Genomic DNA, 14,043 nt, shown 5'->3' with positions numbered 1-14,043 from the left:
TCGTCTTGAATAAATAGCTCTATCAAAAATCCAAATACCTGAACCACACCGGAACGACCAGCGCCTATTCCACCCGATGCGGACTATACGGGAACATATAGGATCTGGACCGCCTGGGATATTGCCGCGGCAGGGCCGGGAGCGCGTCCGGCCGACGGCTTCACAACACCGGGCCGAGCATGGCGATGGCGTTGTTCCACAGCCGCCGCCAGCGGCTATAGGCGTCCACATGCGCCATCGACACCGGCGTCCCGGCATCGAGGAAAAGCTGCTGGCGCGCCCGCACCGCGCGGGTGAAGGCGGCGTCGTGCAGGAGGATGTTGTTCTCGGCGTTCAGCTCGAAGCTGCGGCGGTCGATATTGGCCGAGCCGATCAGCGTCATCTCGCCGTCGAGGGTCAGCGTCTTGGCGTGCAGGAGGCCGCCGACATATTCGCGGATCTCGACTCCCGCCTCCAGCAGGTCACGGTAATAGCTGCGGCTCGCCGCCGCCACGATCCAGGAATCGTTGCGCCGGGGAAACACGATGGTGGTGGCGACCCCGCGCCGCGCGCTCGCGCACAGCGCGGCCTGGATCGGCTCGTCGGGCACGTAATAGGGGGTGGTGATCACCAGTTCCCGCCGCGCCGCGCTCATCATCGCGATGAAGGTCTCCGGCATCGCCGAATAGCGCACGCCGGCCCCGGAGCCGATCACCTGCGCGACGAATCCCGGCCCGGCGGCGGGGAGCGGGTCGGCGAACAGCGCGCCGAGATCCTCGTTGGTCTCGGCCATCCAGCTGCTGGCGAAGAGGTGCTGGTTCTGGCGCACCACCGGCCCCTCGAACCGCGCCATCACATCCACCCAGGGCGCGAAGGCCGGCTTCACCGCGAAGGCGGCGTCGGCGCAGTTCTGGCTGCCGCAATAGGTGACGGCATTGTCGATCACCACGATCTTGCGGTGGTTGCGCATGTCGATCCGGCCCTTCAACGGACGCAGCAGCGGGTTGCCGACCGGCAGCGCCACCGCGAGCCGCACCCCGCTCGCCGCCATGTCGCGCCAATGGGCGGAACGGATCAGGGTCCGCGAGCCGAGATCGTCCGCCATCGCCCGGCAGACCACGCCGCGGGCGGCAGCGCGCTTCAGCGCCTCCACCACCTGCCGGCCGCTCTCGTCGGTCAGCCAGATGTAGAACAGCACATGCACGCTGTGGCGGGCGGCATCGATATCCGCGACCATCGCCGCGATGGCGGCGGCGGAATCCGGCAGCAGTCTCGCCTGGTTGCCGCCGACCGGCAGGTAGTTGTTGACCGAATAGCCGACCCGGAACAGCGGCCCGAAGCGCTCGGGAATTTCCGCCTGCGCCGAGGGGCCGGCGACCGCCTCGGCGGCCGGCAGGGCACCGAACGCCGCGCGCAGCCGCTCGACGCGCTTGCGGCCCAGATTGACCTCGCCGAACAGCACATAGGCCAGCACGCCGATCACCGGCGCCACGGCGATCACCAGCACCCAGGCGAAGCGCGAGGACGGCTCGCGGTGCGGACGCAGCAGCGCCCGCATGATGAAGACCAGCTGGACGCTGGCCTGCGCGAGGAACAGCAGCCAGGCGATAACGGCGGAATCATGCATGGGATGGCACGGTGACTCGAGAGGCGTGGTCGCCCATTAAATCATGCCGGCCGGCAGGGCGGGAGCGCGACGGCGGTGCCCGGCGGCAAGCCCGCATGGATACGGCGTTTCCGCTTCGTCATTGGCAGGGCGAATAGCGGGTATTGCAAGAAGAGATCGAGCAACGGCAAGCTTTTCAGCCAAATGTCACAGCCACGTTGGCGGCTGCCCTTACGACGCGCTCCCAGACCCGGATTTGCCGGGATTGAGATCCTGCTGAATAGGAGCGACGTATGGCTGTCTCGACCTCTGCCGACCTGATCGAAGCCGGCACGGACCAGCTGCTGAGTGTTCCGAACGCCGCGCAGAACCAGCGCCTTCTCGTCGTTCCCGGCGGCACGGGCACCGCGACCAGCTACACGCTCATCTACGATGTCTACGTGCCTTCCGCGACGGCGGGCAGCTGGGTTCCCTTCTTCCAGGGCGACGTGAACAACGGCAACGACGCCGACCTGTTCGGCCGCGTCGAGGGCGACGCCTTCGGCATCGGCATCGGCGGCAACTACCAGGGCGAGGCCAAGCTCGACACCTGGAACCGCATCGCCTTCACCGTCGAGACCAGCGACACCGAAGTCACCATCAAGAAGTACATCAATGGTGAGCTGGTCGGCGAGCAGAGCTCGACCGGCCTCGACCGCTACGCCATCGACAAGGCGGCCGGCTTCCTGATCCTCTCCGACGAGGACGGCGAGACCTCGCCGGTCCATCTGAGCAATTTCGCCTATGCCGAGACGGTGCTCACCGAGGCGCAGATCGCCGCGCTCGGCACCGCCAATGGCGAGGGCATCGTCTCCGCCGCCAATGACAGCTTCCTCGCCGCCAACGGCTCGGAATTCCGCTTCAACGACGGCACGCTGGAGGCCAGCTTCGGCGCGGCGACCCTCACCCCCGTCGAGACCGACGTCGTGGTCGAGACCGCCGAGGACGCCGGCATTCCCGCCGCGCCGGCCGCCGACCAGCTGCTGTCGGTTCCGGCCGGCACGCCCGAGCAGACCATCCGCCTCACCCCCGGCGGCACCGGCACCGCCACCGAGTTCACCCTCGCCTTCGACGTCTACGTGTCCTCCGAGGGCAATAATGGCTGGATCCCGTTCTTCCAGAGCGACGCCACCAATGGCAGCGACAGCGACCTGTTCGGCAAGGTGAGCGGCGACAGCTACGGCATCGGCATCGGCGGCAACTATCAGGGCGAGGCCAAGCTCGACAGCTGGAACCGCATCGCCTTCACCGTCGAGCAGAAGGACGGCGAGGTCCAGATCAGCAAGTACGTCAACGGCGACCTGGTCGGCACCCAGACCAGCACCGACCTCGCCCGCTACACCATCGACAAGGCGGCCGGCTTCCTGGTGTTCACCGACGAGGACGGCGAGACCTCGCCGGTCCACGTTTCCAACATCGCCTATGTAGAGGTGGCGCTGAACGACACCCAGATGAAGGCGATCGGCGGCCCCAGCGCCGACGGCATCGTGCCGGCGATCCTGGAGCCGGACTTCCTCGCCGCCAACGGCACCGAGTTCCGCTTCACCGACGGCACGCTCGACGCCACCCTCGGCACCGGCACGCTCGAGCCCGAGAACGCCGAGCCGACCGTCGAGAGCCCGCTCGAAGCCGGCATCCCGGCCGTGAGCCTCCCGCCGGTGGACGGCGGCGAGGGCGAGCCGATCCAGCTGCGTTCCATCGCCGACATGATGCTCACCCCGGATGCCGACACCGTGGTCATCGATCTCGGCGCGCATTTCACCGCCGAGGGCCTGACCTTCACCCTCACCAACTCCGATGGCGAGGCGGTCGGCGCCCGCCTGATCGACGGCAACAAGCTGGAGATCGACGCCAAGGCGTTCGGCCGTTCCGACGTGCATGTCGAGGCGGTGGACGCCGCCGGCCAGGTCTATACCGACGATTTCCGCGTCCGCGTCGCCAGCGAGAACGCCTACACCATCGCCGTGCTGCCCGACACCCAGGACTATACCTTCCCCGGGCTCGGCCAGCAGACCTTCAACGGCATGACCCAGTGGCTCGCCGACAATGCCGAGACGCTGAACCTGCGCTTCGTCACCAGCGTCGGCGACGTCACCTCCGGCAACACCGCCAGCGAATGGGCGATCGCCAAGGAAGCCTTCGAGAAGCTCAACGGCGTGGTGCCCTATGCCATGCTGCCGGGCAACCATGACCAGGGCGGCGGCGCCAGCGACTATTCCTCCCTGCAGAGCCAGTATTTCGACGTCGCCTACATGCAGGAGCATTCGACGCTCGGCGGCGTCTACGACCAGGAGGCCGGCGAGACCAAGAACGCCTGGTACACCTTCGAAGGCGCCGACGGCACCAAGTGGATCAACCTCTCGCTCGAATTCGGCGCCCGCGACGACGTGCTGCGCTGGGCCGGCGAGGTGCTCGACGCGCATGCCGACTACCGCGCCATCGTCACCACCCACCACTACACCAACATGGGCACAAGGGCGGACAACTACTCCGGCCCGCTGTTCGGCGAGGGCACCGGCAAGGATTACGGCATCGGCGGCAGCGCCGAGAACGCCAATGACGGCGAGGACATGTGGCAGGACCTGATCTACAGCCACACCAACGTGTCCTTCGTGTTCTCCGGCCACGTCTTCGGTGACGGCGCGGAGACCATCGTCAGCTATAACGAGGCCGGCCAGCCGGTCTACCAGATGTTCGTCAACTACCAGAACGGCGTCTCGCTGGAGGCGACCGGCAATGGCGAGGCCGCCGAGGGCGGCAATGGCGGCAACGGCGCCATCCGCCTGATCACCATCGATCCCGACACCGGCAAGGTCTATACCGAGACCTATCTCTCGGCGAAGGACGAGTACGTCACCGGCTCGCGCGGCGACGCGGAGCCCTCGCGCGACGGCAGCGGCGGCGACGGCAGCAGCAGTCCGACCGAGGTGACGCAGCCGGTCTCCTTCGGCACCGAGGCGCTGCCGGACGGCGACAGCGGCGTGATCACCGCCCCGAAATTCGACCCGGCCAACGGCCTGAAGGTCACGCCCGGCTTCGCGCCCTCCGACGGCGACAGCACCTATTCCAGCTACACGCTGGTCTATGACGTGAAGCTGCCGGAGAGCGGCGGCCTGTCGTCGATCTTCCAGAGCGACCTCAACAACATCACAGACGGCGACCTCTGGCTGAACTACCGCGACGGCTATGCGGTGATCGGCACCAACGGCCAGGACGAGGGGCACCTGCCGCTCGGCGAATATATCCGCGTCGCCATCACGCTGGAGCAGGTCGGCGAAGGCGGCTCGACCTACACCATGAACAAATACGTCAATGGCGAATTGCAGGGCACCCAGACCGTCGGCTCGGCCTTCAACATCGGCCCGAACGGCTTCCTGATCTTCGCCGACGACAGCTTCGAGACGGTCGAGTTCTCGCTGTCGTCCTTTGCCTTCGTCGAAGAGGCGCTCAGTGCCGAGGACGTCGCCGCGCTGGGTGGCCCGACCGCCTCAGGCCCGTTCACCTCGCTGCTGCCCGGCGTCAACATGGTGCAGTTCGACTTCACCGACGGCAACCTCACCGCCAATCTCGGCGCGGGCACCCTCTCGCAGCAGATCGGCGACGGCTCCGGCACCCAGCTGACCGGCGAGCTGCGCGAGCATGAGGAAGAGATCGACGCCGATCTCGGCACCCCGGTGGCGCAGTTCCGCGCCGAGGCCGGCGACGGCCAGACCGTCTCGGCCGGCGACGCCGCCACCGCCACGGTCAGCCTCGACGCCTCCGGCTCGGTCGACAAGCTCGGCAAGATCGCCTTCTACGAGTGGCTGAACGCCGATGGCGAGGTGATCGCCACCACCGCCGCGGCCGATGTCGCGCTCGGCGTCGGCGTGCACCAGCTGACGCTGCGCGCCACCGCCGCCGACGGTACCGTCTCCACCGACACGCTGCGCGTCACCGTCACCAATGACGACACGCTGCTGTCGGAGACTTTCGACGACGGCAATGCCGATGGCTGGACGGCGCCCGGCGCCCGCTGGCAGGTCGCCGGCTCGGTGCAGTCGCGCGGCACGGAAGTGGAAGGCATCGCCGCCGCCGAGGGCGCGCTGCGCGCCTATGACAACGCCTCGGGCATCATGGCCTGGGCCGGCGCCGGCAGCGCCGAGTGGAGCGGCTACACCGTCTCCGCCACGCTGACCGCCGAGGACCAGCTCGGCCTCGGTGTCGTCGCCTACTACACCGACGCGCAGAACTACTACCTCTTGTCCTTCGACATCGCCGAGAACGCCCACAAGCTCATCCGCGTGCAGGGCGGCGTCGAGACGGTGCTCGCCAGCGAGGCGGCGACCACCCCGTTCGACCGCGCCTTCGCGGTGGAGCTCGCGGTGGAAGACGGCACGCTCTACGCCACCGTGGACGGCGAGGCGCTGTTCGGCGGCGCCGTCACCGACGACAGCCCGCTCGCGGGCGGCACGGTCGGCGTCTGGTCGGAAGGCCAGCGGCAGGTGTTCTTCGACGACATCCAGGTGCAGAAGGGCACGCTGATCGCCGATGCCGGCAAGGCCATCCGCGTCATCGACACCGATGGCGACGGCAAGGTGGACATCGACCTGTCGGCGCTGTCCAGCAACGGCCTGACCGGCGAGACCACGGTCGGCTGGAGCGAGGACGGCGAAGCGCTCGCCCCCGACGCCGAGGGCACCGTCAGCCTCGGCACCGGCGAGCATCTCATCCGCCTCGATCTCGCCAATGCCGCCGGCAGCTCCAGCGACACCGTGAAGGTGGAGATCGTCGCCGCCGACAAGGTGCTGGTGAACGAGGACTTCTCCGACGGCCTCGCCCAGGGCTTCCGCTTCGTCGACGAGGGCGAGCTCGGCAACGCCGCCAGCTGGTCGGTGGTCGACGGCGTGCTGCAGCAGACCTCCAACCGCTACAGCCGCGAGCTCGGCGGCACCGGCGACACCGCGCCCTCCTCGCAGTGGAGCCTCAACTGGAGCCCGCTCGGCGACGGCATCTACGCGCTGCGCAAGGGCACCTACGCCGTCTATGAGGGCGAGGGCGCCAAGGACTGGGAGAATTACAGCGTCGAGACCAGCTTCACCTCGACCTCGGGTGGTGGCGTCGGCCTGCTGCTGCACTATCAGGACGCCGACAACTACTACAAGTTCGAGCTCGACAACCAGACCGGCCTGCCACAGCTGTTCAGCCTGAAGGACGGCATCGAGCAGACCCTCTGGCAGGGCCCGATGCGCTACGACACCGCCGGCACCAACACGCTGCGCGCCGACATCGTCGACGGCAAGCTGCAGGTCTGGCTGAACGGCACCGCGCTGTTTACCCAGCCGATCGAGATCCACGACACCGAGAAGGGCACCTTCGGCCTCTATAATTGGCGGGCGGGCGAGGGCGTTATCTATGACAACGTCACCGTCATCTCGCTCGATGCCGAGGAGCCGGAGAACGCGGCGCCGGTGGCGGCCGACGACGAAGGCTTCACCACCCGCGCCGGACAGGTGCTGACGCTGGCGGCGGCGCTGCTGCTCGCCAACGACACCGATGCCAATGCCGACGCGCTGCACATCCTGTCGGTCGCCGAGGCGGTAGGCGGCACGGTGAGCCTCGACGCGGCCGGCAATGTGCTGTTCACCCCGGCGGACGGCTTCCAGGGGGCGGCGTCCTTCACCTACACCGTCTCCGACGGCAAGGGCGGCACCTCCACCGCGACGGTGGCGCTCGACGTCACCGCGGGCACGCAGGGCACGCCCGGCGACGACCGCCTCGAAGGCGGGCGCGGCGACGACGTGCTGTCGGGCGGGGCGGGCGACGACAAGCTGTTCGGCGAGGACGGCGACGACCTGCTGGACGGCGGCGTGGGCAACGACCTGCTCAAGGGCGGCGCGGGCGCCGACCGGCTGGCCGGCGGGCTCGGCGACGACCGCCTCGACGGCGGCGCCGGTGCCGATCTCCTCGAAGGCCAGGCCGGCGACGACACGCTGCTCGGCCAGGCCGGCGACGACCATCTGCTCGGCGGCCAGGGCAACGATACCCTCAACGGCAATGAGGGCGACGACCTCCTCGAGGGCGGCAACGGCAACGACCATCTGCTGGGCGGCCAGGGCGCCGACCAGCTGATCGGCGGCAACGGCAATGACCGGCTGTCGGGCGGCGACGGCGACGACCTTCTCGAGGGCGGCATCGGCAACGACCAGCTGGCCGGCGGCGAGGGTTCCGACGTGCTCGTCGGCGGCCTCGGCGACGACCGGCTCTGGGGCGGCGAAGGCGACGACGTGCTGGAAGGCGGCATCGGCAACGACACCCTCAAGGGCGGTGCCGGCGACGACCTGCTCACCGGCGGCCTCGGCGCCGACAGCTTCGTGTTCCAGCCCGGCGCCGGCGCGGACATCGTCACCGACTTCACCGCCGGCGAGGACCTGATCGCCTTCAGCGGCCTCGACTTCGCCAGCTTCGACGAGGTGGTGGCGGCGATGCTCGACACCGCCGAGGGCGTGGTCATCCAGCTCGACGACAGCGGCGACAACCTCGTCCTGGTCGAGGACATGACCAAGGCCCGCTTCACCGCCGACGACTTCTCCTTCGCCTGAAGCCCGGATTGCCGCCGGCTCCGATCGGGCCGGCGGCAATCGAGCGGGAGACCTTCGGCCCGGCCGGACGATTTCCAGCCGTCATCGGGCCGATGGATCCGGGCGAGCGCGTCGCCGCCCCCCCTGGGCGCCGGGGCTTCACGACCGCCCGGTGCCCCGCCGTCTCCACAGAAGGACAAGAAGGTGCACGGCGACCACCGCGCACCAGAGCAGCAGCGCGGCCGCTCCGGTGGGAAGCGTGACCAGCGCGAGCCAGCCGAGGGTGAACAGGGTGACGAGCCATCCTCCCGCCTCCCGGCCGAGAACGGTGCAGGGATGGGCGCCGCTCTCGTCGAGGGTGCAGCCCGCCATCGCCGCGATGGCGGAGGAGAGGGCGACCGCGGCGACCGGGAACAGCGCCCATGACAGGATCGCGGCCAGCGCCAGCCCGTAGAGGACGACGCCGGAGCGGGAGGCCCTGTTCCTTGCAGGCTTGCCCTGCCGCATGTGCCGCCAGCCTCCGTCATCGATGTTCGCCAGGGCGCGGCGGAAGCTGGCCGCGTCGCGATCGCCCTTGCCGATTTCGGCCCTGATCGTCCGTCCCGGAAGCGGCCCGCCGGGGCTCCCGGGCTCCCCGAATGCGTATGTCGGCCGCTATTTGGCGGCCGACAGCGGAAAGGCGACGGTGACATAGCCCGCCGTGCCTTCGAGCCGGTTCACGGCATCGAATTCCCGGTAGACCTTCAGGCGGGCCGAGACGGGTGTCTGGCCCAGCTCGAAATTATAGGCGACGGTGCCGCCCAGCGCCGTGACGCGGCCCTCATAGTCGCCGAGGCGCGCGCCGGGCCCGCTGTCGCCGGTGACCTGGTCGTAATAATAGCCGACCAGCCCGATCGAGAGCTGCTTGGTGAGCATCTTGGTCGCCGCCCACTCGACATGGAACTCCGTGCCGGTGGTGTAGTCGGTGACCTCGTTGGTGCCGTTGAAGGTGAAGCCGGCCGCGGCGGAAAGCTCGATGCCGCTTTCCGGGTTCAGCCACGTCACCGCGGCGGAAATGTCGCCGGCCCAGCGGTTGAACGACAGGTTGGCGAGGGCGCCCTCGCGATAGTCGCCGACCGGAATGTTCAAGAGACCGGTGACGTTCCAGTGCCAGTTGCCGGCGTGCCAGCCGAGCGCCGCCGACGCCACGGGATCGCCGAACACGAAGGCATCGTCGGTCACGCTACGCTCGATCGGCGCGAAGCGGGCCGGCGACAGCAGCACATCCGCCGTCACGTCCGGCCGGCCGAACGGCACGATGACGCCGAGCGCGAGGTTGCCGCCCAGCACCTCCTGCGGCAGCACCCAGCTGCCGGTGACGAAATCCGCCCAGATGGTGGCGTCGACATCGGCGATGATTTGCCCGCCGGTGGGAAAGCGCTTACCGCCGCCGCCGGTGCCGCTGTAGTAATAGACGTCGTTCTGGATGTAGAGGCCGGGCGGGGGAAGGTAGCCGGCCATCGGGCCGCGCCCGCCCAGCAGATAGAAGCCGACGCCGTTCTCGGCGGCCTCCGCCGTGCCGGCGAGCGCCGCGCCGGCCGTGGCGGCGGCCAGCGCAAGATGCAGTCCCCGGAACATGATGCGCCTCCCAGATGAGCCGGCGGGGCATGACCCCCGCCGGAATATGCGCGATTCGTCAGTTCGGCGCCCCTGCGCCGGCCTTGGCGGCATTGGCCTTCACCCGCTCCTCGATGTCGCGCGACACCTGGTCGATGGTGAAGCTGGCGGGAACCTGGCTCGGCGGGTAGTCGATGAAGCTCTGCAGGAACGCGCCGGCCTTCCCGGACATGTAGGCGATCAGATAGGCGTTCTTGGACCGCCAGTCGTCATACTGGTCGGAGACGATGTCCGCCCGCTCATAGGGATCCATGCGCAGGTTGAACAGCTTGGGCACCCGCATGCAGGTGAACGGCTCGGACCACACGCGGAAGCCGCCGGGGGCGCGCATCTCGCAGAACACCGCCTTCCACGGCCCGTTGCGATAGGCGACCATCAGGCCGTCATCGTTGAAATAGGCGAATTCGTTGCGGTTGCCGTGCGGCTGCCGGCCGGTGAGGTAGGGCAGCTGGTTGTAGCCGTCGAGATGCACCTTGAAGGTCTTGCCGCCGATGCTGGTGCCCTGCAGCAGCTTTTCCTTGATGTCCGCCTCGCCGGCGGCGGCGAGCAGCGTCGGGAACCAGTCGAGACCGGAGAACATATCGATCGCCACCGAGCCGGGCTTGATCCTGCCCGGCCAGCGGACCAGCGCCGGCACGCGGAAGGCGCCCTCCCAGTTGGAATCCTTCTCGTTGCGGAACGGCGTGGTCGCGGCGTCCGGCCACGACCACTGGTTGGGGCCGTTGTCGGTCGTGTAGACGACGATGGTGTTGTCGGCGATGCCGAGCTCGTCGAGCTTCTTCAGAAGCTGCCCGACATGGCCGTCATGCTCGATCATGCCATCGGCATAGTCGTTGCCCGGCATGCCGCTCTGCCCCTGCATGGAGGGGCGGATATGGGTGAAGACGTGCATGCGGGTGGCGTTCATCCAGGTGAAGAACGGCTTGCCCGCCTTGACCTGCCGCTCGATGAAGTCCGCGGCGGCGTTGGTCGTCTCGTCGTCGATGGTCTCCATCCGCTTGCTGTCGAGCGGGCCGGTATCCTCGATCTTGCCGTCGGCGGAGCTCTTCAGCACGCCGCGCGGGGCATTGGCCTTCACCCAGGCGGCATCGTCCTTCGGCCAATAGGGCCGCTCCGGCTCCTCCTCGGCGTTCAGATGGTAGAGATTGCCGAAGAACTCGTCGAAGCCGTGATTGGTCGGCAGGTACTCGTCGCGGTCGCCGAGATGGTTCTTGCCGAACTGGCCGGTGGCGTAGCCGAGCGGCTTCAGGGCCTGAGCGATGGTGACGTCGCGCTCCTGCAGGCCGACGCTCGCGCCGGGCACGCCGACCTTGGTCAATCCGGTGCGCTTGGGTGTCTGGCCGGTGATGAAGGAGGAGCGCCCCGCGGTGCAGCTGTTCTCCGCATAATAATCGGTGAACTTCATGCCCTCGGTGGCGAGGCGGTCGATATTCGGCGTCTGGTAGCCCATCAGGCCGAAGGAATAGGCGCTGATATTGGTCTGGCCGACATCGTCGCCGAAGATGACCAGGATGTTGGGTTTCGCCGCCTGCGGCGCGGGTTGCTGGGCGGATCCGACGCCCGCCGCCCCGGTCAGGCCGGCGACGATCAATGCGGCCGAGGCCAGCAAGTCTTTCAGTCTCATCGTTTCCTCCCGGATGCGCCGCGTGCTGCGCCGAAGCCTCGGTGGCCGGCCCTCCGGCACGAGCCTTCCGAACGTGCCGTCAGAACGGCACCACGTAGTTCATTATCGCCTCCTGCCGCAGCACCACCTGGCGGATGATGTGGCTCGGCCTGACGTGATCGGTGTAGATGGCCGCCGTGCCGACGCTGCCGGCCGGCAGCCGGGCGCCGAGCGCCGGATCGTCCAGCCGGACACGGACCAGGAAGGGTGCCGCCTCGATCTGCTTCGGCGCGACGGCGGTGCCGGACACCGCGGCCTGTCCGCTGGCGATGGCCTGCAGGATCGTCTCGACCGAGCCGGTGAAGACCTGACCGGGCAGGTATTTGAACGTCAGCTCCACCTTCTGTCCCGGCTCGACGTAGCGGGCATAGATCTGGGGGATCTCGGCCAGCGTCAGCGTCTCGGAGGTGTCGATGAACGCCATGACCGGCGAGAGCGAGAGGGTGGACACCCGCGCGCCCTTGCGCAGCGCGAGATTGGTGACGAACCCGTCGGCCGGCGCGCGCACGGTGGTCTTGTCGAGGTTCCACCTCGCCCCTTCGAGCTGCGCCCGCAGCTGGTCGACCTCGGACCGGCGCTGCTCGACATTGAACTCCGGCGAGGCCTGCTTCTGCGCCAGCTCCGTCATCTGCCGCAGCCGGGTCTCCGCCAGGGTGAGCTGCGCCTGCAACGCCTCGAGCTGCGCCTCATAGGGCGTGGGATCGATGCGGAACAGCACGTCGCCGGCCTTGAGCGGCACGTTGGGCTGGACGGGAACGTCGATCACCTCGCCGGCGACATCGGGGACGATGGCGACCGATTGCCGGCCAATCACGACGGGACCGGAGGGCGCGCCCCAGCCCATGGGAATGAACAGCCCCACCAGGAGGAGCAGCAGCACGAGAAGCGGCGAGATCTTCCAGAACAGGTTGGCCGGAACCACCTTCAGCCAGATCAGCGCGACGAGGATCGCGATATAGCCGTTCAGCAGGAAGACGATCATGGGGGCGACGTCCGCTTTTCGGCGGGTCTGGCGGGCACGTCGACATAGGCCCAGATGAACGCCAGCGGCCAGAGAACGAAGCCGAAGACCAGCGTGATCCACCCGGCGACCGCCACCGCCTGCGCCCAGGGATGCCCGCGCCGCCGGGCGACATGGCCGGGAGCGGCGCCGAGCAAGACGAAGACGCCGATTGCCGAAGCGATCGCCACGGCAAGGACGAGAATCGCGAAGGCGTCGATGAAGGCCACGAATCTTCTCCCCAGCGGTACGATCATAGGTAATTTTCGTATGAAATAAACCCGCGGGGAATATTACGGGATGGCAGCCTGAACGTCTTGCAAATTCCATGACCTCGGAATGTCCGGCGGTATTTTCGAAGCAAATTCTTTGCGATGTTCCGGCTTTCCCGCTTTTGAACCGTCAGGACTGGCGGAGGTGCCGACGGGAGGAGGCGAGCGAGTCCTTGGGCTGCATTCGCGGCGGCCAGGGATACGCCTTTCGGCTAGGCCGCGCCGAAAGTCACGATCGCCCGCCGAGGTCGCTATCCGAATGTATGTAAATTTTACGTCGAATTTTTAAATAAAATCCGATGGCCCGCACAATAATCCTGTCACCCCTTTTTTATCGTCGATGGGATGCGGGACAAGAAAATGGCGACCTATACGGTAAATTATTGGAATTACGTCACCTATGACGAAAGTACAAACACGCTGACGGTGACCAGCGAGCCGATACCCTGGACGGCGACCTATGACGACCAGGAGCAGGACTCGGTCTTCTGCCCGGGAGAAAAGTTGCTGGTCGACGGCTATCACGAGACCTATCTCGGATATGCGGAATTCGGCATCTTTACCGTCTACAAGGGAACATACGGCATCAACACGCCGACGGCGGCCTATCATCCGGGCGACGTCATCTGCGTCAATACAACGGATCCGTTCGTCGTCTGCTTCCTGCCGGGAACGCTGATCGCCACCCCCACGGGGGAAGCCCGCATCGAAACCTTGCGGGCGGGCGATCTGGTCCTGACCGCCGAAGGCGCCACCAAGCCGGTGCGCTGGCTGGCCCGGCAGACCGTTTCCACCGTTTTCGCCGACCCGCTGCGGGTGCTGCCGATCCGTATCGCCGCGGGGGCGCTCGGGGATGATCTGCCGGCGCGCGATCTCTTCGTGTCGCCCGACCACGCGCTGCTGATCGACGGGATGCTGGTCCAGGCGGGCGCCCTGATCAACGGCACGACGATCATCCGCCAGACTGTCATGCCGCAGACCTTCACCTATTACCATGTCGAGCTCGACGACCACTCGCTGATCCTTGCCGAGGGCGTGCCGGCGGAGAGCTTCGTCGACAATGTCGCGCGCCGCTGGTTCGACAACTGGCAGGAGGCCCCGGAAGCCCCCGTCGCCGAGCTCGACCTGCCGCGGGTGAAGTCGGCGCGCCAATTGCCGGGGCGGATCCGCGCCCGCCTGTCGACGCCCATCGCGGCGTGAACGGAGGCGGCCTGCCGGGCGGCCCGCCGGGCCGTTCGGCGACGCCTCCGGGATTCATATGCGGAGGAGGA

Annotated in this window: 8 protein-coding genes; 2 read left to right on the top strand and 6 right to left on the bottom strand. The window is 67.7% G+C overall.

Features of this window, described 5'->3' with window-relative positions:
- Positions 1-160: 160 nt before the first annotated feature.
- The gene (gene cls, locus KHC19_RS07450) at positions 161-1,606 is read right to left on the bottom strand and encodes a cardiolipin synthase (RefSeq protein ID WP_213351703.1); all 1,446 of its coding nucleotides are present in this window, start codon (positions 1,604-1,606) and stop codon (positions 161-163) included.
- A gap of 272 nt (positions 1,607-1,878) precedes the next feature.
- Between cls and KHC19_RS26160 the strand changes: the two genes are divergently transcribed.
- A complete protein-coding gene (locus KHC19_RS26160) occupies positions 1,879-8,202 on the top strand; it encodes a cadherin-like domain-containing protein (protein WP_213351702.1) in 6,324 nt (2,107 codons plus the stop codon).
- A gap of 138 nt (positions 8,203-8,340) precedes the next feature.
- On the opposite strand, the gene KHC19_RS07440 is transcribed toward KHC19_RS26160, so the two are convergent.
- From KHC19_RS07440 to KHC19_RS07420, 5 genes are all read right to left on the bottom strand, one after another.
- Entirely contained in the window at positions 8,341-8,688 is a 348-nt protein-coding gene (locus KHC19_RS07440; RefSeq protein WP_213351701.1) for a hypothetical protein, read from the bottom strand.
- 147 nt (positions 8,689-8,835) lie between these two features.
- On the bottom strand, positions 8,836-9,798 hold the full coding sequence (locus tag KHC19_RS07435) for a SphA family protein (protein WP_213351700.1): 963 nt from the start codon (positions 9,796-9,798) through the stop codon (positions 8,836-8,838).
- A gap of 58 nt (positions 9,799-9,856) precedes the next feature.
- Positions 9,857-11,461, bottom strand: coding sequence for an arylsulfatase (locus KHC19_RS07430; RefSeq protein WP_213351699.1), 1,605 nt, complete (start codon positions 11,459-11,461; stop codon positions 9,857-9,859).
- Between the two features lie 79 nt (positions 11,462-11,540).
- A complete protein-coding gene (locus tag KHC19_RS07425) occupies positions 11,541-12,482 on the bottom strand; it encodes an HlyD family secretion protein (RefSeq protein ID WP_213351698.1) in 942 nt (313 codons plus the stop codon).
- Positions 12,479-12,757 carry a DUF3302 domain-containing protein gene (locus KHC19_RS07420; protein ID WP_378296525.1) on the bottom strand — a complete coding sequence of 93 codons (279 nt, stop codon included), beginning with the start codon at positions 12,755-12,757 and terminating at the stop codon, positions 12,479-12,481. Before KHC19_RS07420 ends, KHC19_RS07425 begins: the two co-directional genes overlap by 4 nt.
- 375 nt (positions 12,758-13,132) lie before the next feature.
- Here KHC19_RS07420 and KHC19_RS07415 point away from each other — a divergent pair, with 375 nt between their 5' ends.
- Positions 13,133-13,972, top strand: coding sequence for a Hint domain-containing protein (locus KHC19_RS07415; protein ID WP_246548342.1), 840 nt, complete (start codon positions 13,133-13,135; stop codon positions 13,970-13,972).
- Positions 13,973-14,043 lie beyond the last annotated feature (71 nt).

Origin of the sequence: Ancylobacter oerskovii (assembly GCF_018390555.1) — a bacterium.
Classification (GTDB): Bacteria; Pseudomonadota; Alphaproteobacteria; order Rhizobiales; family Xanthobacteraceae; genus Ancylobacter; species Ancylobacter oerskovii.
The sequence above is the reverse complement of the archived record's forward strand: the minus strand, read 5'-3'. Positions and strand labels throughout refer to the sequence as shown.

Bases quoted from the DNA above. Each gene is read 5' to 3' on its own strand.
- cls (WP_213351703.1), bottom strand. From the start codon at position 1,606: ATGCATGATTCCGCCGTTATCGCCTGGCTGCTGTTCCTCGCGCAGGCC.
- KHC19_RS26160 (WP_213351702.1), top strand. From the start codon at position 1,879: ATGGCTGTCTCGACCTCTGCCGACCTGATCGAAGCCGGCACGGACCAG.
- KHC19_RS07440 (WP_213351701.1), bottom strand. From the start codon at position 8,688: ATGCGGCAGGGCAAGCCTGCAAGGAACAGGGCCTCCCGCTCCGGCGTC.
- KHC19_RS07435 (WP_213351700.1), bottom strand. From the start codon at position 9,798: ATGTTCCGGGGACTGCATCTTGCGCTGGCCGCCGCCACGGCCGGCGCG.
- KHC19_RS07430 (WP_213351699.1), bottom strand. From the start codon at position 11,461: ATGAGACTGAAAGACTTGCTGGCCTCGGCCGCATTGATCGTCGCCGGC.
- KHC19_RS07425 (WP_213351698.1), bottom strand. From the start codon at position 12,482: ATGATCGTCTTCCTGCTGAACGGCTATATCGCGATCCTCGTCGCGCTG.
- KHC19_RS07420 (WP_378296525.1), bottom strand. From the start codon at position 12,757: ATGATCGTACCGCTGGGGAGAAGATTCGTGGCCTTCATCGACGCCTTC.
- KHC19_RS07415 (WP_246548342.1), top strand. From the start codon at position 13,133: ATGGCGACCTATACGGTAAATTATTGGAATTACGTCACCTATGACGAA.